This window comes from Micromonospora sp. NPDC005305 (assembly GCF_040607315.1).
In the GTDB taxonomy this organism is placed as follows: Bacteria; Actinomycetota; Actinomycetes; order Mycobacteriales; family Micromonosporaceae; genus Micromonospora.
Window position 1 is genome coordinate 1 of record NZ_JBEXGL010000008.1, and the last position, 26,275, is coordinate 26,275.

The 26,275-nt window shown below is 74.4% G+C and carries 22 protein-coding genes and 1 pseudogene; 5 read left to right on the forward strand and 18 right to left on the reverse strand.

Going from position 1 to position 26,275, the window contains the following annotated elements:
- From ABZS80_RS15520 to ABZS80_RS15535, 4 genes and pseudogenes are all read right to left on the reverse strand, one after another.
- Window positions 1-1,467, reverse strand: a pseudogene (locus ABZS80_RS15520) (hypothetical protein); the annotation flags it as partial.
- Window positions 1,467-2,957: a replication-associated recombination protein A gene (locus ABZS80_RS15525; protein ID WP_355056313.1), complete on the reverse strand. Its 1,491-nt coding sequence runs from the start codon at window positions 2,955-2,957 to the stop codon at window positions 1,467-1,469. The pseudogene ABZS80_RS15520 and the gene ABZS80_RS15525, both read right to left, overlap by 1 nt.
- A gap of 74 nt (window positions 2,958-3,031) precedes the next feature.
- On the reverse strand, window positions 3,032-3,244 hold the full coding sequence (locus tag ABZS80_RS15530; RefSeq protein WP_091309808.1) for a hypothetical protein: 213 nt from the start codon (window positions 3,242-3,244) through the stop codon (window positions 3,032-3,034).
- Window positions 3,245-3,353: 109 nt separating this feature from the next.
- On the reverse strand, window positions 3,354-3,908 hold the full coding sequence (locus tag ABZS80_RS15535) for a GNAT family protein (protein WP_355056314.1): 555 nt from the start codon (window positions 3,906-3,908) through the stop codon (window positions 3,354-3,356).
- A 26-nt stretch (window positions 3,909-3,934) separates the two neighbouring features.
- Between ABZS80_RS15535 and ABZS80_RS15540 the strand changes: the two genes are divergently transcribed.
- Window positions 3,935-4,675 carry a GNAT family N-acetyltransferase gene (locus ABZS80_RS15540; RefSeq protein ID WP_355056315.1) on the forward strand — a complete coding sequence of 247 codons (741 nt, stop codon included), beginning with the start codon at window positions 3,935-3,937 and terminating at the stop codon, window positions 4,673-4,675.
- A 134-nt stretch (window positions 4,676-4,809) separates the two neighbouring features.
- Here the strand turns inward: ABZS80_RS15540 and ABZS80_RS15545 are convergent, their stop codons facing one another.
- The 4 genes from ABZS80_RS15545 to aspS all read right to left on the reverse strand — a co-directional run bounded on the left by ABZS80_RS15545 (window position 4,810) and on the right by aspS (window position 9,521).
- Window positions 4,810-6,186, reverse strand: coding sequence for an MFS transporter (locus ABZS80_RS15545; RefSeq protein ID WP_355056316.1), 1,377 nt, complete (start codon window positions 6,184-6,186; stop codon window positions 4,810-4,812).
- Window positions 6,183-6,776, reverse strand: coding sequence for a helix-turn-helix domain-containing protein (locus tag ABZS80_RS15550; RefSeq protein ID WP_355056317.1), 594 nt, complete (start codon window positions 6,774-6,776; stop codon window positions 6,183-6,185). Before ABZS80_RS15550 ends, ABZS80_RS15545 begins: the two co-directional genes overlap by 4 nt.
- A gap of 68 nt (window positions 6,777-6,844) precedes the next feature.
- Window positions 6,845-7,654, reverse strand: a complete 810-nt coding sequence (locus tag ABZS80_RS15555; protein WP_355056318.1) for a sugar nucleotide-binding protein — start codon at window positions 7,652-7,654, stop codon at window positions 6,845-6,847.
- Window positions 7,655-7,715: 61 nt separating this feature from the next.
- On the reverse strand, window positions 7,716-9,521 hold the full coding sequence (aspS, locus tag ABZS80_RS15560) for an aspartate--tRNA ligase (RefSeq protein ID WP_151461866.1): 1,806 nt from the start codon (window positions 9,519-9,521) through the stop codon (window positions 7,716-7,718).
- 137 nt (window positions 9,522-9,658) lie between these two features.
- On the opposite strand from aspS, the gene ABZS80_RS15565 reads away from it, so the two are divergent.
- Window positions 9,659-10,372 (forward strand): DUF998 domain-containing protein, encoded by a 714-nt coding sequence (locus tag ABZS80_RS15565; RefSeq protein WP_355056319.1) that lies wholly within the window; start codon window positions 9,659-9,661, stop codon window positions 10,370-10,372.
- Here ABZS80_RS15565 and ABZS80_RS15570 read toward each other — a convergent pair.
- From ABZS80_RS15570 to ABZS80_RS15580, 3 genes are all read right to left on the reverse strand, one after another.
- Window positions 10,341-11,945 carry an MFS transporter gene (locus ABZS80_RS15570; protein WP_355056320.1) on the reverse strand — a complete coding sequence of 535 codons (1,605 nt, stop codon included), beginning with the start codon at window positions 11,943-11,945 and terminating at the stop codon, window positions 10,341-10,343. The genes ABZS80_RS15565 and ABZS80_RS15570 overlap by 32 nt on opposite strands.
- Before the next feature lie 96 nt (window positions 11,946-12,041).
- Window positions 12,042-13,094, reverse strand: a complete 1,053-nt coding sequence (locus ABZS80_RS15575; RefSeq protein ID WP_355056321.1) for a S1 family peptidase — start codon at window positions 13,092-13,094, stop codon at window positions 12,042-12,044.
- Window positions 13,095-13,301: 207 nt separating this feature from the next.
- Window positions 13,302-13,775, reverse strand: a complete 474-nt coding sequence (locus ABZS80_RS15580; protein ID WP_355056322.1) for a helix-turn-helix domain-containing protein — start codon at window positions 13,773-13,775, stop codon at window positions 13,302-13,304.
- 56 nt (window positions 13,776-13,831) lie between these two features.
- Between ABZS80_RS15580 and ABZS80_RS15585 the strand changes: the two genes are divergently transcribed.
- Window positions 13,832-14,341 carry a PaaI family thioesterase gene (locus ABZS80_RS15585; protein WP_355056323.1) on the forward strand — a complete coding sequence of 170 codons (510 nt, stop codon included), beginning with the start codon at window positions 13,832-13,834 and terminating at the stop codon, window positions 14,339-14,341.
- A 79-nt stretch (window positions 14,342-14,420) separates the two neighbouring features.
- On the opposite strand, the gene ABZS80_RS15590 is transcribed toward ABZS80_RS15585, so the two are convergent.
- From ABZS80_RS15590 to ABZS80_RS15600, 3 genes are read right to left on the reverse strand one after another with little or no spacing between them, the layout of a single operon-like run.
- Window positions 14,421-15,356 (reverse strand): acyl-ACP desaturase, encoded by a 936-nt coding sequence (locus ABZS80_RS15590; protein WP_355056324.1) that lies wholly within the window; start codon window positions 15,354-15,356, stop codon window positions 14,421-14,423.
- A gap of 51 nt (window positions 15,357-15,407) precedes the next feature.
- A complete protein-coding gene (gene hisS, locus ABZS80_RS15595; protein ID WP_355056325.1) occupies window positions 15,408-16,748 on the reverse strand; it encodes a histidine--tRNA ligase in 1,341 nt (446 codons plus the stop codon).
- 57 nt (window positions 16,749-16,805) lie between these two features.
- Window positions 16,806-17,525 carry an MBL fold metallo-hydrolase gene (locus ABZS80_RS15600; RefSeq protein ID WP_355056326.1) on the reverse strand — a complete coding sequence of 240 codons (720 nt, stop codon included), beginning with the start codon at window positions 17,523-17,525 and terminating at the stop codon, window positions 16,806-16,808.
- Between the two features lie 258 nt (window positions 17,526-17,783).
- On the opposite strand from ABZS80_RS15600, the gene ABZS80_RS15605 reads away from it, so the two are divergent.
- A complete protein-coding gene (locus ABZS80_RS15605; protein WP_355056327.1) occupies window positions 17,784-18,653 on the forward strand; it encodes a peptidylprolyl isomerase in 870 nt (289 codons plus the stop codon).
- A gap of 65 nt (window positions 18,654-18,718) precedes the next feature.
- Window positions 18,719-19,558: a peptidylprolyl isomerase gene (locus ABZS80_RS15610; protein ID WP_355056328.1), complete on the forward strand. Its 840-nt coding sequence runs from the start codon at window positions 18,719-18,721 to the stop codon at window positions 19,556-19,558.
- A gap of 72 nt (window positions 19,559-19,630) precedes the next feature.
- Here ABZS80_RS15610 and ABZS80_RS15615 read toward each other — a convergent pair whose 3' ends face one another.
- From ABZS80_RS15615 to secD, 4 genes are all read right to left on the reverse strand, one after another.
- Window positions 19,631-22,075, reverse strand: a complete 2,445-nt coding sequence (locus ABZS80_RS15615) for a bifunctional (p)ppGpp synthetase/guanosine-3',5'-bis(diphosphate) 3'-pyrophosphohydrolase (protein ID WP_355056704.1) — start codon at window positions 22,073-22,075, stop codon at window positions 19,631-19,633.
- A gap of 257 nt (window positions 22,076-22,332) precedes the next feature.
- Window positions 22,333-22,899 carry an adenine phosphoribosyltransferase gene (locus ABZS80_RS15620; protein ID WP_355056329.1) on the reverse strand — a complete coding sequence of 189 codons (567 nt, stop codon included), beginning with the start codon at window positions 22,897-22,899 and terminating at the stop codon, window positions 22,333-22,335.
- A 95-nt stretch (window positions 22,900-22,994) separates the two neighbouring features.
- Entirely contained in the window at window positions 22,995-24,188 is a 1,194-nt protein-coding gene (gene secF / locus ABZS80_RS15625) for a protein translocase subunit SecF (RefSeq protein ID WP_355056330.1), read from the reverse strand.
- 1 nt (window position 24,189) lies between these two features.
- Window positions 24,190-26,136: a protein translocase subunit SecD gene (gene secD, locus ABZS80_RS15630; protein ID WP_355056331.1), complete on the reverse strand. Its 1,947-nt coding sequence runs from the start codon at window positions 26,134-26,136 to the stop codon at window positions 24,190-24,192.
- Window positions 26,137-26,275: the final 139 nt, after the last annotated feature.

A 26,275-nucleotide genomic window follows, 5' to 3' on the forward strand; every position in this document is an offset into this window, starting at 1 on the left:
GGCTCGCCGGCCAGCCGGCGGAACGTCCGCGCCGGGCCGGGGGCCCGCTGCGGCGCCGGCCGTGTTGCGGCGCGGGGTCGGGGCGGCGCCGTCCGGTCGGCGCTCGACGTCGGGACCGGCGCCGGGCACCGCCGGGGCGTTTCCGCTGCGCGGCACCACCGGCTGGTCCGGTTCCTCGGCACGACGACGGCCACCGCTCCGACCGCCGGCACCGTCCACGGTGGGCACACCGGCGGTGGACGGCTCGGCGCGGTGCGGGGCGCGGCCACGACGCGGCTCGGGCTCGCCCGGCGGCGGCCCGCCGGGCACCGGGCCGGTGGGCCGGCCGAGGCCGGGCGCGGCGGCGCGCGCCGAGGGCACACCGGTGCGGCCGGGATCCACGGCGGGCCGGCGGCCGGCACCGGAGACGGGCCGGACCGCGGGGTCGGCGGGGCCCGCGGCGGCCCGGCGGCCGGCGGCGGGCGGCGCAGCGTCCGGCACCGCCCGCCGGCCACCGCCGGCGATCGGTGGGACGCCGGGAGCCTGGTCGGGTGCGCCGCGACGGCCGGGTGCGCCGCCCTCGGAAGCCGGCCGGCGACCGGCGCCGGAGACCGGGCGGACGCCCGGGTCGGCGCCGTCGGGCAGGGCCCGGCCGCCGCCGGGAACGGGTCGCACCGTCGGGTCGACGCCACCCGGCCGCGGGCCGCCGGCCGGGCCGGCGGGCGCCTCGGCGCCGTGCCGGCCGCGCGGCGTGGGCGGAACCGCGTTCGGGGCACCGTCCCGGCCGGGCCAGCCGGGACCGGGATTCGGGCCGCCGTGACCGCGTTCGGGGGTGGGACCGGCGCCCGGACCGGCGCGGCCGGGAACCGGGCCCGCGGGGGGCGCGACGCGCGGGCCGGGCGGGCCGCTCATCCGGCCGGGAGCCGGTGGCTGCTGGCCGGTCGGCGCGTCCGGGTTCCGGCGCGGCGGGCGGGACAGCTCGCCGGGGCCGCGGGTGGGCTCGGCGGGACGCCGGGTCGGCTCGGGTGCGCCGGGCCAGGGGCCGTCGACGGGGCGACGCGCTGCGGCCGGAGCGGGGCCGCCGGGGCGGGCAGGTGGCGTGGCGGGGCCCGCCGGGCCGGTCTCGGGGGCACGGCGGGCGGGTGGGGTCTCCGGCCCGGGCCGGGCGGCCGGGGGCGGTGGCACCGCGCCCGGGCGGGCGGGCGCGGGCGGCGGTTCGGGCGCGGGCGGGCCGGGCCGGGGCCGCGGAGCAGCGGGCGGCAACCCGCCGCGCGCCGGCGGCACCGCGGCGGGCGCCTCCCCGTCCGGACCCAGGTCGCTGCGCTGCTGCTTGGCCGTCCGCAGGTCGTCGATCCAGCCGAACTCCTCGCCGGCGGTCGCCTCGGCCGGCTCGGCGTCGGCCTTGCCCCGCCCCCACCGGCGGCCCTTGGCACGCGGGTCCCGCCGCTCGTCGGGGCCGTCCGCCGGCTGCTCCGGACCACGCGCCATCACTGCTGACCCTCCCCCACGGCGTCGCTGCCGCCCTCGTTCGCGCCGTCGGCCCGCCCGGCGTCCGCGGGGCGGCCGCCGCTCACCGCCGCCTCGACCCGTGCCGGCGGCGCGGGCAGCCCGCGCACGATCCGGCGCAGCAAGGGCAGCCGGGTGGCCACCGCCCGCTCCGCGCCGTGCCCGCTGGGCTGGTAGTAGTCGGTCCCGACGAGGTCGTCCGGAACGTACTGCTGGGTGACCACCCCGCGCTGGTCGTCGTGCGGGTAGCGGTAGCCGGCCCCGTGGCCGAGGCCCCGGGCGCCGGCGTAGTGGGAGTCGCGCAGCCCCCGCGGCACGCCCCCGCCGCGACCGGCGCGCACGTCCGCGATGGCCGCGCCGATGGCGGTGGTGGCCGAGTTGGACTTCGGGGCCGTGGCCAGGTGGATGACCGCCTGGGCCAGGTTGAGCTGGGCCTCGGGCAGGCCGACGTATTCGACGGCGTGCGCGGCGGCGGTGGCGACGGTCAGCGCGGTCGGGTCGGCCATGCCGACGTCCTCGCTGGCGAAGATCACCATGCGCCGGGCGATGAACCGGGCGTCCTCGCCGGCCACCAGCATCCGGGCCAGCCAGTGCAGCGCGGCGTCCACGTCCGAGCCGCGCATGCTCTTGATGAACGCGCTGGTCACGTCGTAGTGGGCGTCGCCGTCGCGGTCGTAGCGGACGGCCGCCACGTCGACCGCCTGCTCGGCGACGGCGAGGTCGATGCGGTCCGCGCCGCGGGCCGTCGCGGTGGCCGCCGCCGCCTCCAGGGCGGTGAGCGCCTTGCGGACGTCGCCGCCGGCGAGGCGGACGAGGTGGTCCTCGGCGTCGGTCGCCAGGGTGAGCGCACCACCCAGCCCGCGCTCGTCGACGACCGCGCGGCGCAGCAGGCCGCGCACGGCGTCGTCGTCGAGCGGCTGGAGGGTCAGCAGCACGCAGCGGGACAGCAGCGGCGAGATGACCGAGAAGTACGGGTTCTCGGTGGTCGCCGCGAGCAGGGTGACGGTGCGGTCCTCCACGGCGGCGAGCAGCGAGTCCTGCTGGGTCTTGCTGAACCGGTGCACCTCGTCGATGAAGAGCACGGTGGGCGGGCCACCGGCGCGGCGCTGCCGGCGGGCGGTCTCGATGACCGCGCGGACGTCCTTCACCCCGGCGGTCAGCGCCGACATGGCGACGAAGCGGCGGTCGGTGGCCCGGGCCACGAGGTGCGCGATCGTGGTCTTGCCGCTGCCGGGCGGCCCCCAGAGGATCACCGACATCGGCGCGGCGGCCTCGACGAGTTGGCGCAGCGGGGCGCCGGGCGCGAGCAGGTGGTCCTGACCGACCAGCTCGTCGATGCTGGCCGGCCGCATCCGGACGGGCAGCGGCGAATCCGCCGCGGCGGCGGTGAACCCGTCGACGCCGCCGGAGCCCGCGGGGGCGCTGGGCGCTCCGGCGGGTTCGCCGAGGGTGAAGAGGGCGTCAGATTCCATCACGAGAACAGTACCGGGCCGGGCCGACGACGCTGGAATCGCGCCGCCGCCCGGCCCCGGATGGTCGTTTCCGGTCAGCCTCGACCCGGGCGCCGGCCCCGGTACCAGCGGCCGCCGCCACCGCCGCGCGGGCCGGACCCGACCCCGGCCAGGTAGAGGGAGAGCAGCAGGAAGCCGATGAGCATGAGGGTGTGGGTGTTGAACAGGTCGGGCGCGCCGAAGTTCGTGTTCAGGAAGTCGATCAACAGGGCGAAGCCGAACACGATGGCCGCGAGAATGGCGAGCATGGTCGTTCCTCCGGTGGGGGGTCCCAGTAGGTCGGCGACGGATGTACCCAATCGGTCTGTTCGTCAATCTCCACCGTGGAACGCCCCTGCCGCGGACGGCGGTTTCCCGTCAGCGGTCGGTGGCGAGGATCGCGTACCGGACGGAGTCCCACCAGGAGCCCCGGACCAGCAGGTGGTCCCGGCTGATCCCCTCGCACCGCATGCCGCCCTTCTCCAGCACCCGCCGCGAGGCGGCGTGGTCCGGCCGGGTCGTCGCCTCCACCCGGTGCAGCCCCACCGGCCCGAACGCGAGGTCGAGCAGCAGTCCGGCGATCCCGGTGCCGAGCCCCCGGCCCCAGTGGTCGGGGTGCACCACGTAGCCGATCTCGCCGCGCCGGTGCGGCATGCTCTCCACGGTGAGCGTGCCCAGCCCCAGCAACCGGTCACCGTCGACGGCGGCCAGCCGGTACGCCGGCCGCGGCTCGCCGCCCGCCTCCTCCCGCCAGGTGGACACGGCGTCGTGGACCTCGTCGCGGGTGGGCGCCCGCTCGTCCAGCACCCGGTCCAGCACGCGCGGCTCGGTCAGCAGCGCGTGCAGTGCGGGCACGTCCTCGTCGGCCCATTCCCGCAGCCCGAAGCCTCGGCCGGACAGTCGCACCGCTCGTACGGAGTGGATGGGGGTCATGAGTTCTCCTCTCGTAGGCTGGCCGCATGATCGCTGCCGACCAGGTCCTGCTGGGCCGGGACACCCTGCTCGCCGCCGCCGGCCACCACCCGTACGCCCGGCACGCCCTCTGGCGCGACCGGGCGGCGCGGGGCTGGCGGCGGGACGGCGCGGTGGGCTGGCTGCTCCCGCCGGAGCACGGGCCGGCGGGCGGCGCGCTCGGGGCGGCCGGGCCGGCGCTGGACGTGTTCGCGGGCCTGGTGGCGGACGGGACGCTGCACGCCGGCCAGTGGCTGCACCTGCCCCGGACCGACCCGGCGGAGGTGGCCGGCCGGTTCACGGTGGCGCGCCTCGACGAGTGGGACTTCCTCTGGACCACCACGGCCCCGCCGGAGCAGCCGGAGGAGGAGCGCGTCGTCCGCCTCACCGAGGCCGACCATCCGGCGCTGGCCGCGCTGATCGACGAGGCCTTCCCGAGCACGACCTCCCGCCCGGGCGACCCGCGCATCGTCGACTGGTACGGCATCCGCGCCGGCGACCGCCTGGTGGCCTGCGGCGCCGACCGCAGCCGGGGCGACATCGGCTTCCTGGCCGGGCTGACCGTGGCGCCGGACTGCCGGGGCCGCGGGCTGGGCGCGGCGCTCACCGCCGGGATGACCCGCGCCCTGCTGGCCCGGTACGACCAGGTGGCGCTCGGCGTCTACACCGCCAACGTCGGGGCGATCCGGCTCTACCGCCGGCTCGGCTACACCGGCACCGAGCCCCGCACCTCGGTCCACCTGGGCTGATCCACCGACCACGACCACCTCCCCGCTGCGGCTTCCCCGTCCACCCGGCCTGGCCACCGGGCCGGGCCGGCGACTGTCCCGCCGGCCCGGCCCCGCCCCTCGCCCGGCCTGGGCGGCGGGGCCGGGCACGGCGGTCAGTCCGACCGGGCGGGCGTGGAGACCGAGAGCTGCACGGGGTCCACCGGGCCGGCCGGGTCGAGCGCCGGGCCGGGGTGGCCCGGACCGGCAGCCGGCTCGCCGGGCCGCTGCTCGCCCGCGTCGGGCTCCGCCGCCGCCGTCCGGCGCCCGGCCCGCCAGGCGGGCACGTAGAGCGGGGCGGCCACGGCGAGCACCACGCCGCCCACCAGCATGGCGACGGTGATGCTGGTGGCGTCGGCCAGGGCGGTCAGCACCACGGCACCGAGCGCGCCGGCCGGCTGGGCCATCATCGAGTTCAGCGAGAGCACGCTCGTCCGGTAGGGGCCGTCGACCTGCCGGTGCAGCAGCCCCATGTGCAGCGGGTTCGAGGCGCCGTGCACGGTGTAGCAGGCCAGGTAGGCGATGAGCACGCCGACCGGGCCGGCGAGCAGGCCCATCCCGACCACGGTGACGCCCTGCAGGATCCGCATGAGCGCGGCGGCGGGCGCGGCGCCCAGCCGGCGCAGCATGAGCGGGGTCAGGGCGGCGCCGGCCGCGTTGGCCAGCCAGGCCGCCGAGCTGGCCGGGCCGAGCAGCGCGGCGGCCCGGTCGCTGTCGCCGACCACCTCGGCGAGGCGCACCGGGAGCAGCGACTCGAAGGTGATCATGCCGAAGCCCCAGAACAGCTCGACGGCGACCAGGGCGAGCAGCACCCGGTTGCGGCGCAGCAGGCCGAGCGCCTGGCCGACCATCCGGGGCGCCTCGGCCACGGAGGCCCGCACCGCGGCGGCACCCTGGGCCGGACGGTGCTCGACCAGCAGGACGGTGAGCGCGACCAGCGCGACCGCCTGGAGGGCGATGGCCACCAGCACGGGCAGGGTCAGCGCGCTGACCGGGCCGAGCGGGCCGAGCGCGACCAGGCCGCCGCCGATCAGCGCGCCGGCGCCGATGGCCACGCCGATCACGGTGCCGGCCCAGCCCAGGCCGCGCTCGTACTCGGCCTTCGGATCGGCGGCCAGGGTGGCGTCGACGTACCAGGACTCCAGGGGGCCGCTGTCGAGCGCCCGGTAGATCCCCTGCAATGCCCACACCAGGAAGAACATCCAGAACGAGTCGGCGAAGACGAAGAGCACCAGCGAGACCAGGCAGACCACCCAGGCGGCGAGCAGCACCGGCTTGCGGCCGAGCGCGTCGGCGAGGCCGCCGGTGGGCAGCTCCAGGGCCAGCACGAGCAGGCCCTGCGCGGTGGCCACCAGGCCGATCTGGGACAGCGACAGGCCGCGCTCCTGCATCAAGAGGATCATCACCGGGATGAGCAGGCCGGTGGGCAGCCAGCGCAGGCCGTAGAGGGTGAGGTAGCGGGACCGGACCTGGCGTACCGAGAGCGCGGTCACCGGAACTCCTTCAGCAGGGGGTAGGTGGCGAGGAAGATCTGCACCGGCTCGGCGCCGGGCTCGGCCGGGTCGGCCTCGACGCGGTGGCGTTCGAGGATCTCCCAGACCTCGGCCTGGATCTCCTTCAGCCGGGCGGCCGGGACGGTAAGGAAGCTGTCGCTCATGCCGAAGGCGTCCCGCCATTCGGGCGCCCACTCGTGCTGGGTGGCGAACCACTGCTCCGCGTGCTGGGCCAGGAGGCGCACCTGGTCACCCTGGATCCAGTCGATCGCGGCGCGGGCGTCCGGGTCGTCGTCGAAGTCGGTCGGTTCCCAGTTGGTGACGTCGTGCGCGGCCTGCCACCAGCGCTGCCGGCCGGTGCCCCGGTCCGGGTCCTCCACGACCAGCCCCACCTCGGCGAGCTGGCGCAGGTGGTAGCTGGTGGCCCCGGTGTTGGTGCCGAGCATCTCGGCCAGCGCCGTGGCGGTCGACGGGCCCTTCACCCTCAGGGCGCCGACCAGGCGCATCCGCAGCGGGTGGGCCAGCACCCGCACCTGTCGGTGGTCCAGCCGCACCTCACGCGGCTCGGGACGCGACGTCTCGTTCTCCATGCCATGCACAATATCTGTGCACAGTTTCTGTGCACAAGAGTTATGCACAGAAACTGTGCATCAGGTGGTCAGGCCAGCACCTCGCTGATCCCGCGCAGCCGGGTACGCAGCAGGCCGGCGGCCCGGGACGAGTCGAGGCGCACCTCGGCAGGGCGGTGCGGGCCGGCCTCGGCGATGGTCGACGTCTTCAGACCGGCCGGGTCGAGGCCCTCGTGCCGAGCCACCAGCAGCCCCATCCCGGCGCGGCTGACCGCCTCCGGGCCGGCCACGTTGAGCGGGCCGGCCAGGTCGGTGGGCACCAGTTCCAGCACCGCCGCGGCCAGGTCGGTCACGTGCACCGGGCAGCGGGCCTCGTCGGTGAAGAGGACGGCCCGGCCGGCCAGGGCGTCCCGGCAGAGCTGGATCTGCTTGCTCCCCTCCCCCACGATCAACGACGTCCGCACCAGCACCGCCCCCGGGTCGAGCGCCCGCACCGCCGTCTCGGCCGCCGCCTTCGCCGCCCCGTACGGGTGCAGCGGCGTGGGCACGTCGTCGTCGGCGTACGGCGTCGGCCGGCCGGCGTGCAGCGCGTCGCTGGACAGGTGCACGAGCCGCGCCCCCACCTCGGCGGAGGCGCACGCGATGTGGGCCGCCCCATCGGCGGTGACCGCCCAGTCGTCGTACCGGTAGGGGGTGGCCACGACGGCCTCGGGGCGTACCTCGGTCATCAGCGCGCGCACGGCGGCCCGGTCGGTGACGTCGAGCCGGCGCGGCGCGACGCCCGGCACCGCGACGGCGGCCGAGTGGTACGTGCCGCTCACCCGGTGCCCGGCCGCCACCGCCTGCCGGCACACCTCGGCGCCCAGGAAGCCGCTGGCCCCCACCACGAGCAGGTTCATCCGTCCTCCACACGTCGAAAGGCCCGCGCCATCATGACGCGGGCCCTTCGTCGACTCGGGATCAGGTGGGGTCGGCCACCGGGGCGGCCGGGCCGGCGGTGCCGGCGTGCGGGCCCGTGGGCGCCTTCGGCTTGGCGTCGATGCCGGCCTCGGCGCGCTGCTGGGCGGTGATCGGCGTCGGCGCGCCGGTCAGCGGGTCGAAGCCGCCGCGGGTCTTCGGGAAGGCGATGACCTCGCGGATCGAGTCCGCGCCGGCCAGCAGCATGCAGACCCGGTCCCAGCCGAAGGCGATGCCGCCGTGCGGCGGGGCGCCGTACTTGAACGCCTCCAGCAGGAAGCCGAACTTGTCCTGCGCCTCCTCGGCCGTGATGCCGAGCAGGTCGAACACCCGCTGCTGCACGTCGCCGCGGTGGATACGGATCGAGCCGCCACCGATCTCGTTGCCGTTGCAGACGATGTCGTACGCGTAGGCCAGCGCCCGGTCCGGCGCCTCCTCGAACCGGTCCACCCAGTCGGCGTTCGGCGAGGTGAACGGGTGGTGCACGGCGGTCCAGCCGCCCTCGTCCGTCTTCTCGAACATGGGCGCGTCGACCACCCAGCAGAACGCCCAGGCGCTCTCGTCGACCAGCTTGGCCCGCTTGGCGATCTCGATCCGGGCGGCGCCGAGCAGCTCCTGCGCCTCCCGGGCGTCGGCGCCGGCCGCGAAGAAGACGGCGTCGCCCGGCTTCGCGCCGACCGCGTCGGCCAGGCCGGCCAGGTGCGCCTCGGAGAGGTTCTTGGCCACCGGGCCGCGCGCCTCGCCGGTCTCCGCGTCGAGCACCACGTAGGCCAGGCCCCGCGCGCCGCGCGCCTTGGCCCAGTCCTGCCAGCCGTCCAGCTCCTTGCGGGTCTGGCTCGCGCCGCCCGGCATGACCACGGCGCCCACGTAGCCGCCCGCGTCGATGGCGCCCGCGAAGACCCGGAACTCGGTGCCGCGCAGGTAGTCGGTCAGCTCGGTCAGCTCGACGCCGTAGCGCAGGTCGGGCTTGTCGGAGCCGTAGCGGGACATGGCGTCGTGCCAGGTGATCCGCGGGATCGGCCGGGGGATCTCGTAGCCGGCCAGGTCGGACCAGAGCGCCGCGACGATCGCCTCGCCGAGGTCGATCACGTCGTCCTCGGTGACGAAGGACATCTCGATGTCGAGCTGGGTGAACTCCGGCTGCCGGTCGGCGCGGAAGTCCTCGTCCCGGTAGCAGCGGGCGATCTGGTAGTAGCGCTCCATGCCGCCGACCATGAGCAGCTGCTTGAACAGCTGCGGCGACTGCGGCAGCGCGTACCAGCTGCCCGGCTGCAGGCGGACCGGGACCAGGAAGTCGCGGGCGCCCTCCGGCGTGGAGCGGGTCAGCGTCGGGGTCTCGATCTCCAGGAAGTCCCGCTCGTGCAGCACCGAGCGGGCGAGCTGGTTGGCCCGCGAGCGCAGCCGCATGGCCTTCGCCGGGCCGCCGCGGCGCAGGTCGAGGTAGCGGTACTTGAGCCGGATGTCGTCGCCGGCCTCGATCTGGTCGTCGACCGGGAGCGGCAGCGGGGCGGCCTCGGAGAGCACCTCCAGCGCCGTGGCGGTCACCTCGACCTCGCCGGTCGGCAGGTCGGGGTTCTCGTTGCCCTCGGGCCGGCGGGTCACCTCGCCGGTGACCTTCACGCAGAACTCGTTGCGCAGCGCGTGCGCGTCCTCCTCGCGGAAGACCACCTGCACGACGCCCGAGGCGTCGCGCAGGTCGACGAAGATGACACCGCCGTGGTCGCGCCGGCGGGCCACCCACCCGGCGAGCGTCACCGTCGAGCCGGCGTCCGCGGCGCGCAGGCTTCCGGCATTGTGGGTACGGATCACGGCTTGCGTCTCCTCATCTGGTCCACGTCTGCTCCCCGCATTCTGTCAGGGCGGGCGGGCCGGCTCCCCGGCACCCGGCGGGCCGGTCCTGCGGCGAACCCCGGGCCGGGGCCGGGCCGGGCGGTTACCGTGGCCGGGTGCGTGCCGTACCGACCTGGACCGTGGTCACGGCGGCGGCCGCGCCCGTCCTGCTGGTGGCGGGCTGGACGGTGGCCGGCGCCCGCCAGCCCTCAGGCTACGACCCGGTGCGGGACACGATCAGCGAGCTGGCCGGCGAGGGCGCGACCGACTCGTGGCTCATGGCGGGCTGCCTGGTCCTGCTCGGCTGCTGCTACCTGGGCACCGCGCTGGTGCTGCACGCGGCCGGGCTGCCCAGCCGGTTCCTGCTCGCGCTCGGCGGGGCGGCCACCATCGCGCTGATCGCCTTCCCCCGGCCGCAGGTCGGCGGTTCGCCGGCACACGGGACGGTGGCGACGGTCGCGGTGCTCGCCCTGTCGCTCTGGCCGGCCGGGTCGGCGCTGCGGCTGCCCCGGGCGGTCCGGCGCGGCGTGGCCGCCTCGCCCGCCGGCACGCCGCCGTGGGCGTTCCGCCGGCCGGTGGCGCTGGCCGCGACCGCGCTGCTGCTGGTCCTCTTCGGCTGGTTCGTCGTGGAGGTGACCGGCGGGTCGCGGACCGGGCTGGCCGAGCGGGTGGCCGCGCTGGCCGTCGCGCTCTGGCCGTTGGCCGCGGTCCTCTCCGCCCGCCGGGCCCACCGGCACCTGTCGGCGCGGCGACCCGACCCGCCCCGGGCGGACCCGTCCCGGCCGGGCCGGCCGCCGGTCACTCCGGGTCGGCCGGGAGCAGGTGGTTGACCCGTACGTCGTCGTCGGCCAGCGCCCGGGCGCGCTCCTCGGCCGCCCGGTCCGCCCCGGTGAGCCGGCCGCCGTGCTGGCGCAGGTGCTCCTCCCAGGACGGGACCTGGTAGACCTCCACGAAGCCGTGCGTCCGCTCCCCGGCCCGGAACAGTCCCCAGCGCATCGCCCCGGTCCGCCGACGGGACCGCCCGACCGCCCGCATGGCCTCGACGAACTCGGCCTGCCGCTCCGGGCGGACCGTGTAGGAGACGGTGACCAGGACCGGGCCGCCGCGCGGCTGCGGCTCCAGGGCCAGGTTCGGCTCGGGCCAGTAGATCGCCGGGTCGCGGTCCACGCCGCGGGTCTCCCGCAGCGGCCAGAGCAGCACGCTGAGCGCGCCGACCGCCATCACCACGGCGGCCGCCGTGAGCGCCCCGACCAGGCCGGTGACCTCGCCGAGCGCGCCCCAGGCGACCGCGCCGAGCGCCTGCCCGCCGGCGAAGACCATCTGGTAGACCGACAGGCCGCGGGCGCGTACCCAGCCGGGGAGGAACAGCTGCATGGCGGCGTTGACGCTGGACAGGACGGTCATCCAGGCCAGCCCGGCGGGCACCAGCGCGGCCACCGCCACGGCCGGCTGCGGCACCAGCGCGAGCACCAGCAGCACCCCGGCGTAGAGCAGGCCGGCGAGGAGCAGCAGCCGGTTGGTGGAGAGCGCACGGCGCACCCGGGGCAGGACCAGGGCGCCGGCCACCGCCCCGACGCCGAGGGCGCCGAGCAGCACGCCGTACCCGCCGGCGCCCAGGCCGAGCCGGCGGCTGGCGACCAGCGGCAGCAGCGCCCACAGCGCGCTGCCCGGCACCACGAACAGGGCGGCCCGCAGCAGGATCCGGCGCACCACCGGGGAGTGCCGCACGTACCGGCCGCCGGCCCGCAGCGCCGCGGTGAACCGCTCCGGCGCCGGCTCGTTCTCCGGCCGGTCGGGACGCCAGCGCAGCAGCGCCAGCGCGAAGATCGCGAACGAGACGGCGTTGACCGCGAAGACCACCGCGACGCCGGCCCGGGCCACCAGCACGCCGGCCACCGCGGGCCCCACCGAGCGGGCCAGGTTGACGCTGATCGAGCCGAGCGCCGAGGCGGAGACGAGTTGCGCCCGGGGCACCAGTTCGGGGATCACCGCCTGCCAGGCGGGCAGGGTGAGCGCCTGCCCCACGCCGAGCCCGAAGGTCAGGGTGAGCAGCAGGGCCGGCGGCATCCGGTGGGCCGCGGTCAGCGCGGTGAGCAGGACGCCGACCGCGGCCAGGAAGCACTGCACGGCGATCAGCAGCCGCCGCCGGTCGAAGGTGTCGGCGAGGGCGCCGGCCGGCAGGGCCAGCAGCAGCACCGGCAGCATGCTGGCGGTCTGCACCAGGGAGACGAGGGTCGGCGCGTTGGGCTGGTCCACCAGCAGCCACTGCGCGCCGACGGTCTGCATCCAGGTGCCGACGTTGCTCGCCAGCACGGCCAGCCAGAGGCTGCGGAACGCGGCGATCCGCAGCGGCGCCCAGGCGGACGCCGGCTGCGCCGTCGGGGTGGTCGCGGGGGTGCTCACCGGGCGGAACGTACCCCGCCCGGCGGCGGTCAGTCCGGTGATCCACGAACGCGGACGGGCCGCCGGTCGCCCGGCGGCCCGTTCACGTGCGGTCGATCAGTAGACGCTGACGCCGTAGCGGCTCAGCACCTCGGTGACCGGCTGGAAGTAGGTGGTGCCGCCGGAGGAGCAGTTGCCGCTGCCACCGGAGGTGAGGCCCAGCGCGGTGCTGCCGGCGAAGAGCGAGCCGCCGCTGTCACCGGGCTCGGCGCAGACGGTGGTGCGGATCAGGCCGGAGACGCTGCCCTCGGCGTAGTTGACGGTGGCGTTGAGGGCGGTCACCGAGCCGCTGCGCACGCCGGTGGTGCTGCCGGAGCGCCGGACGCTCTGGCCCACGTACGCGTTGCCGGCGGCGGTGATGTCCTGGTAGCTGCCGTTGTAGAGGTAGACGTTGCCCGGCTGCGCGGTGGTCTGGTTGCTGTACCGCACGATGCCGTAGTCGTTGCCGGGGAAGCTGGTGCCGTAGCGGCTGCCCAGCAGGCTGGTCTGGGCGGAGTTGCTGTACCAGCTCGACGAGATGTTGGTGCAGTGCCCGGCGGTGATGAAGTAGTAGGTGCTGCCGGCGCGCACGTTGAAGCCGAGCGAGCAGCGCCCGCCGCCGCCGGCGTAGATCGCCTGGCCGCCGGAGATCCGGGTGCTGAGCACGCCGGCCTCGGCCTCGATCCGGACCGCGCCACCGGTGCGGGCGGCGGCGGCCTTGACCCGCTCCAGCTTGGCGCCGGTGACGGTGCTGTCCACGGAGACGACGACCTGGTTGGTGGCCGGGTCGGTCCACCAGGCGGTGCCCGGGATCTTGGCGGATCGCTCCAGCTCGTTGGTGGCCGCCGCGAGCTTCGCGGCGCCCCGGGTGACGAGCTTCGGGGTGGCGCCCGCGGCGCGGACCTGGCGGGCGGCCGCAGCGTCGGTCACCGCGACGACCATGCTGCCGCTGCTGTCGGCGTACGCGCCGGCGGCGCGGTCACCGAGCTTCGTGGCGAGAGCGGCGGCGGCGTCGGGCGAGGCGGGCGCGGGGGCCGCCTGGGCGGGCGCACCGAGCAGTGATCCGGTGACCAGGGTGCCGGCCACCGCGACGGCAACGGCGCGGCGGAGCGTGGACCTCGTGGGTCGCATGTAACAACCTCCGGGTGGGGGTAACGGGCACTGTCACGCGGACGCGCCCGGGGACAACCCGGCCGACCTGGGGAAACCGGCCGGGCGACCCAAGTATTCACATATTTAAGATCCTAAGCAAGACGTGACTTTGCCCGAATTCGCGGGGCCGTGCGATGTAACCGCGAAGCAACACCGACGACATCGGCTGTCAGAGCCGGCCGGCCACTAGACGCGGCGGTGGGCGCCCGGGCCGGGGCGCGGCAGGACGTCGCGCGGGTCGGTCACCTCGTGCCCCTCGGCGCACCGCAGCGTCGCCCGCACCTCGGCGCCGCAGTCGCGGTGGGTCACCGCCAGCGGCGAGCCCTCCGGGTCGGCCAGGTAGCGGTCGCCCCAGCCGAGCACCGCCACCAGCACCGGCCAGAGGTCGAGCCCCTTGCCGGTGAGCCGGTACTCGTGCCGCAGCCGGCTGCCCGGCTCCCGGTACGGCTCCCGGCGCAGCACACCCTGCTCGACCAGCATGGCCAGCCGGTTGGTGAGCACCTGCCGGGGGATGCCGGTGCGCACCCGCATGTCGTCGAAGCGGCGCACGCCGTTGAAGACCTCCCGGAGCACGACCAGGGTCCACCGCTCGCCGAGGATCTCCATGGCGCGGGCGATCGTGCAGTTGTCGACCGACCAGTCCAGTGCCGCGGGTCTCATGCCGACCAGGCTAAGTCTGATTGACAGACTCAGCAACGCGCTGCGAGGCTGAGTCCATGACACAGACGCAGGAGCGCACCCGCACCTTCACCTGGTCTGACCCCGTCGCCGGTGCCGCGCACATCGGCCGGCTCGGTGGCCTGGAGCTGCTGCGCGCCATGATCGCCGGGGAGCTGGCCGCGCCGCCGGTCATGCACCTCATCGACATGGCCCGGATGGAGGCCGACGAGGGCCCCGTCGCGGTCGAGCTGGTGCCGCAGGAGTTCCACTACAACCCGCTGGGCACCGTGCACGGCGGAGTCCTCTCCACGCTGCTGGACACCGCCGCCGCGTGCGCCGTCCACACCACCCTGCCGGCCGGCGTCGGCTACACCTCGCTGGACCTGAACGTGAAGTTCCTCCGCCCGGTCACGGTCGCCAGCGGCACCCTGCGCTGCGAGGGAACCGTGCTGCAGCGGGGCCGCCGCACCGCCCTGGCCGAAGCGCGGCTGACCGACGCGCGGGACCGGCTGGTCGCGCACGCCACGTCGAGCTGCCTGATCTTCCCCCTCGACCAGCCCGCCTGACCGGGGCGGAGCGCCGGAGCCGCTCCGGGCGCCGGCCGCCGTCCCGAGAGCCGGCGGCGGCCGCGCCCGGAGCCCGCGCTCAGCGGGCCGCGGCGAGGCGGGCGGCGCGGGCCGCGCGCTTCTCCTCGAACCGGGACGCCTGGGTCTCCAGGCTCTCCAGGTGGGCAGCGATCTCGTCGCGAGCGGCCTCGCCGTCGGCGTCCAGGCCGGTCGCCTCGAAGAGGTTCCACTGGCGCAGCACCGGGACCACCACCTCGTCCCGGTGCTGGCGCAGGTCGTAGATGCCGGCCAGGGCGATCGCCACCGACTTGCGGGCGAAGCCGTCGATGCCGACACCCGGCATCTGGAAGTCGGCCAGCACGTCGGCCACGGCGCGCATCGCCTGGCTCGGCGCCAGCTCGAAGGCGGCGCCGAGCAGGTTGCGGTAGAAGACCATGTGCAGGTTCTCGTCGGCGGCCACCCGGGCCAGCAGGGCCTCGCAGGCCGGGTCGCCGGTCGCCCGCCCGGTGTTGCGGTGCGAGACCCGCGTGGCCAGCTCCTGGAACGAGACGTACGCCAGCGAGTGCAGCACCTCGTCGTCGTGGGTGTTCACGTAGCCCGCCGACATGTGCGTCATCCGGGCCCGCTCCAGGGCCACCGGGTCGACCGCCCGGGTGACCGTCAGGTAGTCGCGGATCGCCGTGCCGTGCCGCCCCTCCTCGGCGGTCCACCGGTGCACCCAGGTCCCCCACGCGCCGTCCCGCCCGAACAGGGTGGCGATCTCGTGGTGGTACGAGGGCAGGTTGTCCTCGGTGAGCAGGTTGACGATCAGCGCGGTCCGCGCCACCTCGGGGATGGTCGAGTCGCTCTCCGTCCACGGCTCGCCGCCGAGCGGGCCGTCGAAGGTCCGGCCCTCGCTCCACGGCACGTACTCGTGCGGGAACCACTCCTTGGCCAGCGACAGGTGCCGGTCGAGGTTCTTCTCGACCACGGGTTCGAGCTCGAGGAGCAGGGCGGTCTGGCTGAGCACGGTCACGGCGATCTCCCTACGGTGGCGTAACTTACGCCACCGTAGGTCCAATCGTCGTCAGGCGCCAGCCGTCGACGGCCCGACCAGCGGCTTCAGGTCGGCCCGGGGCGGCGTCCACTCCCCCGCCGCGGCGGCCACCTGCTCGCCCGAGCGGATGTCCTTCACCTCGTCGCCCTCGGCGCCGGGGAACCAGACGTACGGGATGCCGCGCCGCTCGGCGTACCGGATCTGCTTGCCGAACTTCGCCGCGCTCGGCGACACCTCGGTGGGAATGCCCCGCGAGCGCAGCGCCTCGGCCACCCGGTTGCTGGCCGCCCGCTCCTCCTCGGCGGTCACCGCGACCAGCACGCAGGTCGGCACGTCCCGGGAGACCGACAGCGCGCCCGCGCCGAACAGCAGGCCGAGCAGCCGGGTCACCCCGATCGAGATGCCCACCCCCGGGAAGCGGGTGGCGCCGGAGCTGGCCAGGTTGTCGTACCGCCCGCCGGAGCAGATCGAGCCGAACCTCTCGTAGCCGATCATCTGGGTCTCGTAGACCGTGCCGGTGTAGTAGTCCAGGCCGCGGGCGATCCGCAGGTCGGCGACGCAGAGACCGGGCGAGTGCGCGGCGGCGGTCTCCACCACCCCGACCAGCTCCGCGATGCCCTCGTCCAGCAGCGGGTCGGTCACCCCGAGGGCGCGCACCGCGTCGGCGAACGAGGCATCCGGCGCGGAGATCTCGGCCAGCGCCAGGCACGCCTTGGCCTGCGCCTCACTCGCCCCGGCGGTCTCCGCCAGCAGCTCGGCGACCTTCGCCGGGCCGATCTTGTCGAGCTTGTCGACCGCGCGCAGCGCCGCCTCCGGGTCGGTCAGCCCCACGCCCCGGTAGAAGCCCTCGCAGATCTTGCGGTTGTTGACCTGGATACGCACCGGCGGGATCGGCAGCGAGCGCAGCGCGTCGCCGATCACCAGCGGCATCTCGGCCTCGTAGTGGGCCGGCAGGGTGTCCCGGTCGACGATGTCGATGTCGGCCTGGAGGAACTCCCGGTAGCGCCCCTCCTGCGGGCGCTCGCCCCGCCACACCTTCTGGATCTGGTAGCGGCGGAACGGGAACTGGAGCTTGCCGGCGTTCTCCAGCACGTACCGGGCGAACGGCACGGTCAGGTCGAAGTGCAGGCCCAGCGCGTCGTCACCGGCGGGGCCGTCGGTGTCGGCCTGCAGCCGGCGCAGCACGTAGACCTCCTTCGAGGTCTCCCCCTTGCGCAGCAGCTGGTCGAGGGGCTCGACCGAGCGGGTCTCCAGCGGCGCGAAGCCGTACAGCTCGAAGGTGGCGCGGATCCGGTCGAGCACGAACTGCTCGATCATCCGCTGGGCAGGCGTCCACTCCGGGAAACCGGAGATGGGCGTGGGCTTGCTCATCGCGTACTCCTTGGCCGCCGCGCGGACCGCGCGGTGAGGTCGTGGGTCGCGGCCGGGTTACAGGCCGCGGGTGGGCGCGGTCGGGCGCGCGCCGCCGGTGCCCGACACCTCGACGAGGTACGGGTTGGTCGCGCGCTCGCGGCCGATGGTGGTCTGCGGGCCGTGGCCGGGCAGGACGACGGTGTCGTCGGCCAGCGGGAGGACCTTCTCCCGGAGGCTGGCCAGCATGCGGGGCATGCTGCCGCCCGGCAGGTCGGTGCGGCCGATCGAGCCGGCGAACAGCACGTCACCGGAGAGGCAGATCTCGTCGGCCTCCCAGGGCGAGCCGGCGCCGGGCATCCGGAACAGCACCGACCCGCCGGTATGGCCCGGAGCGTGGTCGACGGTGATCTCCAACCCGGCCAGCGACAGGGTCGCGCCGTCGGTCAGCTCTGCCACATCCTCCGGCTCGGCGTACGGCAGCCGCCCGCCGAAGAGCTGCGTGAGGTCCATCGAGAGCGCCTTGGCCGGGTCAGCCAGCAGCTCCCGGTCCTCCGGGTGGACGTAGGCGGGGATGCCCCGCGCGCCGCAGACCGGGGCCACCGAGAAGGTGTGGTCGAGGTGGCCGTGGGTGAGCAGCACGGCGGCCGGGTGCAGGCGGTGCTCGGCGAGCACGGCGTCGAGCCGGTCGAGCACCCCGATGCCGGGGTCGACCACCACGCACTGCTCCCCCGGCGCGGTCGCCACCACATAGCAGTTGGTGCCGAAGGCGTCCGCGGGAAAGCCGGCAAAGAGCACGTCCGCTCCCCTTCCGTCCGGTCGTCGTCCCTGTCAGCAGCCTAGCCGCACGGGCGACCGGGTTTCGCCGACCACCGGCCCCAGTCGCCCCTCCAGGCACAGTGACAACGCCCGATAAACCGAGGCTGGACCTCGTACACCACTTTCCCAGCCGGTACCCGTACACTCTGGCGGGCGTGTGGCGTGGCGCACCCCCGCGACAGCGGGCGGGCAGCGCCCGGCGCCGGCGAGGACCAGGGTAGAGGAAGGGGAGCACGGGTGGCTTCCAGCAGGGACCGGCAGCGCAAACTGGCGCGCGCCAAGCTCGACCGGCAGCTGGCCCGGCGGGCCGCGGCCGCCAAGCGCCGCCGGCAGATCCAGGCCGGCGTCGGCGCCGCCGTGGTGCTCGCGTTGATCGTGGCCGGTTCGGCCTGGGCGCTCGGCGCCTTCGACTCCGATCCGAAGAAGCAGGCCGCCGAGGACACCTGCCTCTGGACGCCGCAGGACGCCACGGCCAACACCAACCTCAAGGACGTGGGCACCCCGGCCACCACCGGGCTGCCCACCGAGGGCACCCGGACCATGACGGTCACCACCAACCAGGGCGGCCCGATCACCGCCGACCTGGACGTGGCCGCCGCCCCGTGCGGCGCCGCGAGCATCTCGTTCCTGGCCGGCAAGTCGTTCTACGACAACACCAAGTGCCACGAGATCACCACCGAGGGGGCGCTGCGCTGCGGCGACCCGAGCGGCAGCGGCATCGGCGGCCCGACCTACTCGTTCTACAACGAGAACGTCCCCACCGCGCCGGAGGCCAGCCCGTCCGCCTCGCCGGCGCCGGCGCAGCCCCCGGCGTACCCGAAGGGCACGGTCGCCATGATCGGCAACCCGCCCGGCAGCAACGGCAGCCAGTTCCTGATCTTCTTCAAGGACTTCAACCCGGCCAAGCCGGCGTACACCGTCGTCGGCAAGGTCACCGGCGGCCTCGACGTGGTGGAGAAGATCGGCGCCCTGCCGACCGTGGACAATGGGAGCGGGGCCAAGGTCAAGCCGAAGACGGACGTGGTGATCCAGAGCCTCACCGTCGGCGAGCCGAACGCCGCGCCGGCCGCCACGAGCGCGCCGGCGGCGAGCCCCAGCGCCGGCTGACCCGGCCGCCCCACCCTGAGCAGCGGCGAGCAGCGCCGTACCCGAAAAGCATGTGAGGAGTGACCGTGACGTCCACGAGAGAGCGGCAGCGCGCGGCAGCGCGGGCCCGCCTCGAGCGGGAGATGGCCGAGCGGGCCGGCAAGGCCCGCAAGCGCCGGCAGACCCAGGCCATCGTCGGCGCCGCGGCCGTGCTGGTGCTCGTCGTGGCCGGCACCGTCTGGCTCGCCACCTCGCTCGGCGGTGACGACAAGAAGCAGAACACCGCCGGTGGCAAGGGGTTCTCGCAGTGCGCCTACACCGAGGTCCCCAAGGAGGGGCGCCCGAAGCAGATCAAGGACGTCGGGTTGCCCCCGGCCCAGCAGGGCAACAAGGGCACCCAGACGATGACGATCGACACCAACCTGGGCCCGATCACCGCGAAGCTCGACCGCGGCCTGGTGCCCTGCACGGCGGGCAGTTTCACCCACCTGGCCAGCAAGGGCTTCTTCGACAACACCAAGTGCCACCGGCTCGTCACCCAGGGCATCAAGGTGCTCCAGTGCGGCGACCCGAGCGCGACCGGCAACGGCTGGCGGGAGACCGACGGCACCGGCGGCCCGAGCTACAACCTCGCCGAGGAGAACCTGCCCACCGACAAGCGGCCCCCCTACCCGGAGGGCGTCATCGCGATGGCCAACTCGGCCCAGCCGGGCAGCACGGGCAGCCAGTTCTTCATCGTCTACGGCGACTCGCAGCTCGACCCGAACTACACGGTGCTCGGCACCATCACCGGCGGCATGGACCTGGTGAAGCAGGTCGCCGCGGCCGGTGACGACGGCGCCTTCGCCCAGCAGTCCGGCGGCGGTCACCCGAAGAAGGAGATCGTCATCAACAAGCTGAGCATGAGCGACATCCAGGGCGCCTGACCCGCCCGCACGACGACGAAGCGCCCGCCGGCAGACCGCCGGCGGGCGCTTCTCCGTGTGCCCCTGTCGCTGTCAGGCGCCCGAGGTGACCCGGTAGGCGTCGAAGACGCCGTCGACCTTGCGGACGGCGGCCAGCAGGTGCCCGAGGTGCTTCGGGTCCGCCATCTCGAAGCTGAACCGGCTCACCGCCACCCGGTCCCGGGTGGTGGTGACCGTCGCGGACAGGATGTTGACCCGCTCTTCGGAGAGCACCCGGGTCACGTCCGCGAGGAGCTTGTGCCGGTCGAGGGCCTCCACCTGGATGGCCACCAGGAACGTGGAGGCGGAGGTGAGCTTCCAGCTCACCTCGACGACCCGCTCGCTCTGCGCGCGCAGGTCCTCGGCGTTGGCGCAGTCGTCCCGGTGCACGCTCACCCCGCCGGAGCGGGTGACGAAGCCGAACACCGCGTCCGGCGGCACCGGGGTGCAGCAGCGCGCCAGCTTGATCCAGACGTCGCTGACGCCCCGGACCACGACGCCGGGGTCGCTGCTGCTCTGCCGGCTGCGCGGCGGCCGGGTGGCGACGGCGGTCTCGGCGATGTCCTCCGCCGCGCCCTCCTCGCCGCCGTACGCGGCCATCAGCTTCTGCACCACCGACTGGGCGGAGACCTGACTGTCGCCGACCGCCGCGTAGAGCGAGGCCACGTCGGCCAGGTGCAGGTCCCGGGCGATCGCCATGAGCGCGTCCGAGGTGAGCATCCGCTGCAACGGCATGCCCTGCTTGCGCATGGCCTTGACGATCGAGTCCTTGCCGGCCTCGATCGCCTCCTCGCGCCGCTCCTTGTTGAAGTACTGCCGGATCTTGGTGCGGGCGCGCGGGCTCTTGACGAAACCGAGCCAGTCCTGGGTCGGGCCGGCCGTGTCGGACTTCGAGGTGAAGATCTCGATCACGTCGCCGTTGGACAGCGTCGACTCCAGCGGCACCAGCTTGCCGTTGACCCGCGCGCCGATGCACTTGTGCCCGACCTCGGTGTGCACCGCGTACGCGAAGTCCACCGGCGTCGACCCGGTCGGCAGCGGGATGACGTCACCCTTCGGGGTGAAGACGTACACCTCCTGGCTGGACAGGTCGAACCGGAGCGCGTCGAGGAACTCGCTCGGGTCGGCCGCCTCCCGCTGCCAGTCCAGGAGCTGGCGCAGCCAGGTCATCTCGTCGATGTGCGCCGGCGGGCCGACCACCGGAACGCCCTTGTGCTCCTTGTACTTCCAGTGCGCGGCGATGCCGAACTCGGCGGTGCGGTGCATCGCGTAGGTGCGGATCTGCATCTCCACCGGCTTGCCGGTGGGCCCGATGACCGTCGTGTGCAACGACTGGTACATGTTGAACTTGGGCATGGCGATGTAGTCCTTGAACCGGCCCGGCACCGGCTGCCAGTTGGCGTGGATGACGCCCAACGCCGCGTAGCAGTCGCGCACCGTGTCGACCAGGATCCGCACCCCGACCAGGTCGTAGATGTCGTTGAAGTCGCGCCCCCGCACGATCATCTTCTGGTAGATCGAGTAGAGGTGCTTCGGCCGGCCGGTGGTCTCCGCCTTGATCTTGGCGGCCTTGAGGTCGGTGGAGACCTTCTGGGTCACCTGGCGCAGCAGCGCCTCACGCTGTGGCTGGTGCTCGCCGATCAGCCGGTTGATCTCCTCGAACCGCTTCGGGAACAGCGTGCCGAAGGCCAGGTCCTCCAGCTCCCACTTGATCGTGTTCATACCGAGGCGGTGGGCCAGCGGGGCGAGGATCTCCAGCGTCTCCTTGGCCTTCTGCTCCTGCTTGGGACGGGGCAGGAAGGTCAGGGTGCGCATGTTGTGCAGCCGGTCGGCCAGCTTGATGACCAGGACCCGCGGGTCCTTCGCCATGGCGACGACCATTTTGCGGATCGTCTCCGCCTTGGCCGCGTCGCCCAGCTTGACCTTGTCGAGCTTGGTGACGCCGTCGACCAGCAGGGCCACCTCGCCGCCGAAGTCGGCGCGCATCTGGTCGAGGGTGTATTCCGTGTCCTCGATCGTGTCGTGCAGCAGCGCCGCGACCAGGGTGGTGGTGTCCATGCCGAGGTTGGCCAGGATCGTCGCCACCGCGAGGGGGTGGGTGATGTAGGGGTCACCGGACTTGCGGTACTGGCCGGAGTGCCAGCGCGCGGCCGTGTCGAAGGCGCGCTGGAGCAGCCGGGCGTCGGCCTTGGGGTGGTTCTCGCGGTGGGTGGCGATCAGCGGCTCCAGCACCTCGCTGACCTGCGAGGTCTGCCAGGGCGCGTTGAAGCGGGCCAGCCGGGCGCGCACCCTGCGGCCGGTCGGCGCGTTGGAAAGGGCGAAGCCGGCGCCGGGCGTGGGGTCCGCCGCGCCGTCGGTCGGGAACGGCACCACGACCGCCCCGCCGTCCGCCTTCCCGTCGGGCGCGTCGGCCGGGCCGGTCACCCGCGCCGGCGGGTTGCCGCTGCGCTCGGTCACCGAGCCGTCCGCGTCGCCTGTCGGGTGCACCGTGCCCTCCACCGGAGGGACGACATCGTGGGACACCGGCCTCCTCACCGCTCGCCGGGAAGCGCCGGCCGTGCGGCCGACGTCCTGTCCAACCGGCCGAGGGGCCGGAGTTGTTCCGCGCCGGGCATCGGAACCTCGCGGCCCCGGCAGCCCCGCGCCGCCGGACGGTCACCCGCCCGGTCAAGCAAAGGGCAATGCTACCCGTACGCAGGGTACGCCGCCGCTCCGCCGGACGGACCGTGCCCGGTCCGCCCGACGGGCCGATGGGGTCAAACGGTCAGCAGGGCATGGACCGGACGCGGAGCGAGCCGCTCCCGCCCCTTGAGGAAGCTCAACTCCATCAGGACCGTGAAGCCGGCCACCGTGCCGCCGGCCCGCTCCACCAGGTCCAGGGTGGCCTCGGCGGTGCCGCCGGTGGCGAGCACGTCGTCCAGCACCAGGACCCGGTGGCCGGCCGTGAAGGCGTCCTGGTGCACCTCCAGGGTCGCCTCGCCGTACTCCAGCGCGTAGGAGGCCGAGTGGGTGGCCCGGGGCAGCTTGCCGGCCTTGCGCACCGGCACCACGCCGACCCCGGTGGCGTACGCGACCGCCGCCGCCAGCACGAACCCGCGCGCCTCGATGCCGACCACGGCGTCGAACGAGTCCCGCCCGTGGTGCGCGATGATCCCGTCGATCACCTCGCGGAAGGCCGTGCCGTCGGCGAAGAGCGGCATGAGGTCCTTGAACATGACACCGGGCTTCGGGAAGTCCGGCACGTCCAGCACCCGGCTGGCGACCAGTCGGGCGACCTCCGGGCCGCTGTCTCCCCGTACCCCGGTGGTGTGGGTCTCCGTCACGTGCGTCCCATGTCCTCTCGAACGACGGCGGCGTCCGTCATGCCGCTTTCACAGCATGGCGGACGCCGCCGGGTCGATCCCTACCGGGTGGGCGGTCAGCGGCGCTTCGCGCCACCGGGCCGGTTGCCCCCGCCGCCGGCCGGGCGCCCGCCGCGGGCGCCGCTGGGGCGCTTGCCGGCCGGCCGGGCGCCGACCTTCGGGGCGGCGCCGGCCAGGGCGGCCGCCTCGGGGTCGATGGTCTCGTCGGGGGTGGCCGCGGCGGCCCGCGGCGCGCCCTTCGGGGTGACCTCGCCGCGGGTGATGGCGCCCCGGCGGCCCAGCACCCGCTTGTTGTGCGCGCTGATCCGCGGGTCCTGGTTCTTGAGCAGCACCAGCAGCGGGGTGGCCAGCAGGATCGAGGTCAGGAAGGCCACCGCCATGCCGACGAAGAGCACCAGACCCAGGTCCTTCAGGGTGCCGGCGCCCAGCAGGCCGGCACCGATGAAGAGCAGGCCGCCGACCGGGAGCAGGGCGACCACCGAGGTGTTCAACGACCGCATGAGGCTCTGGTTCAACGCCAGGTTGGCCGCCTCGCCGTAGGTCTGGTTGTTGTTCGCGGTGATGCCCCGGGTGTTCTCCTGGACCTTGTCGAAGACCACCACCACGTCGTAGAGCGCGAAGCCCAGGATCGTGAGGAAGCCGATGATCGTCGACGGGGTGACCTCGAAGCCCACCAGCGAGTAGATGCCGGCCGTGAGCATGAGGTTCGTGAACAGCGACGCGATCGCGGCGGCCGCCATCCGCCACTCGAAGCGGAGGATCAGGTAGATCGCCACCACGGCCACGAAGATCACCAGGCCGAGCAGGGCGCGGGAGGTGACCTGACTGCCCCACGCCTCGGAGACCTGGCTGCCGCTGATCTGGTCGGCCTTGATGCCGAACGACTGCGCCATCTCGGTCTTGACCTGGTTGGCCTGCTCCGCGGTGAGCTGCCCGGTGCGCAGCTCGTAGTACTCCCCGCTGGTGCCGCCGACCTTCTGCGCGGTGACCACCTCGGCGCCGCCACCCTTGGCGGCCAGCGCGGCATCCACCTTCGTCTCGGCCTGCTCCAGGGTGCCGACGCTGGCCGGCACCTGGAACGAGTTGCCGCCGGCGAACTCGATGCCGAGCTTGAAGCCGCTCAGCGCGAAGCTGAGCACGGCGATCAGCACCAGCACCCCGGCCACGCCGAACCAGAGCTTGCGCTTCCCGACGATGTTGAGATCGGCCTCGCCCCGGTAGAGCCGGGCGGCCAGACCACTCTTAGCCATCTCAGGCCTCCTTGACGCGCGGGTTGCGGGCGGCGCCCGGCTCGGCCGACCGGGCCGGCAGGGCCCGGCCGAGACCGCTGACCCGCGGGGACAGGAACGCCCGGGTCCGGGCGAACATCGTCATGATCGGGTGGCGGAAGAGGAACACGACGACCAGGTCGAGGACGGTCGCCAGGCCGAGCGCGAAGGCGAAGCCCTTCACCGCGCCGACCGAGACGATGTAGAGCACCACGGCCGACATCAGGGTGATGGCGTTCGCCGAGATGATCGTCCGGCGGGCCCGGATCCACGCCCGCGGCACCGCGCTGCGCGGGCTGCGCCCCTCCCGGATCTCGTCCTTGAGCCGCTCGAAGTAGATGACGAACGAGTCCGCCGCCACACCGAGTGAGACGATCATGCCGGCGATGCCGGCGAGGGTGAGGGTGAACCCGATCGACCGGCCGAGCACCACGAGCGCGCCGAAGACCAGCAGCGCCGAGAGCACCAGGCTCAGGAAGATGACCGAGCCGAGCAGCCGGTAGTAGAAGAACGAGTAGATGATGACCAGCAGCATGCCGATGCCGGCCGCCAGCAGACCCGCCTTGAGGTGGCTGTCGCCCAGGGTCGCGGTGACGTTCTGCTGCTCCTGCGGCTCGAAGGTCACCGGCAGCGCGCCGTAGCGGAGCTGGCTGGCCAGCGCGTTCGCGCTCTTGTTGTCGAAGCTGCCGGTGATCTGCGAGTCACCGGTCAGCACGCCCTGGATCTCCGGGGACGAGACGATCTCGTTGTCCAGCACCACGGCGACCTTGCACTTGCCGTCCGGGCCGAGCGCGGTCTGGTCGCAGGCCTGACCCTCGTTGTTGAACGCCTCGCGGGTCAGCGCGGTCCACTTCTCCTGGCCCTTGCCGGTGAAGTTCAGGCTGACCACCCAGGAGCTGGTCTGGTCGAGCTGGGCGGAGGCGTTCTTGACGTCGGTGCCCAGCACCTTGGCCTTGTCGAGCAGGTACTTGGCGCCGGACTCGCAGGCCACCGCCTGCTGGTTCTCGTCCTTGATCGACGCCGCCGGGCGGTCGTCGAGCTGGGCGCAGGTGATGGTCGGGACGTTGAACTGCATCCCGACCGGCAGCACCGCGATCTCCTGCGGGGAGAGCGTGCCGAACGGCTTGAGCTTGTCGGCCAGCGACGGGTCGGCGGTGAGGTCGGCCGGCGCCTGGAGGCCCGAGGCAGCAGCCCAGGCGGCCGCGCCCACCTTCTGCTCGATGGCCTTGCGCTGCTGCTCGATGCTCTGCGGCACCGGCTCGGCGCTGGCGCTCGGGCTCGGCGCGGCGGCGCTCGGCGTGGCCGACGGGGTCGGCGCGCCGGCGCTGGCGCTCGGCGTGGGGGCCATGCCGCCCTGCCCGCCGGCGCTCGGCGACGCGGTGGCCTTGGCCCCGGCGCTCGGGGTCACCTTCGGCGAGGCGCTGCCGGACGGCTTCGGCGTCGCGCTGCCCGACGGAGCCGGGGTGGCGCTGCCCGAGGGAGCCGGGGCGGCGCTCGCCGTCGGGGCCGGCGCGGCGGCGGCGCCGCTGCCGTCGGTGGCCTTGAGCACCTTGCGGAAGCGCAGCTCGGCGGCCTCACCGACGTCCGTCAGGTCCCGGTTCTGGCCGGGCAGGGAGATGACGATGTTCCGGTTGCCCTCGGTGACCACCTCGGCCTCGGCCACGCCGTAGGCGTTGACCCGGTTCTCGATGATCTGGCGCGCCTCCTCCAGGTTGGCGGAGGTCGGGGGCTTGCCGTCCACGGTGTTGGTGGCCTCGAGCGTCATCCGGGTGCCGCCGATGAGGTCCAGGCCGAGCCGCGGCTCCAACCGATCCTTCCAGCCACCGCTGGCGCCGCCCGAGAAGAACACCAAAAGATAGAGGACGACGAAGATGAACCCGAGGACGGCGAGCTGCCGTCCGGGGCGCATCTGTCCCTGAGGTGGTGCCACGGCTGTCCTGTCTCCCTGTACGGTCGCGCCGCTTCGGCAGCGGCGGGATTGTCGGGCCGGGGGTGTCCGCCCGACTGCTCCGGGGGGTCGGCGCCGCCGGACGGCACGCCTCCCCGGCGCACGACGCGGCGGCGTCGCG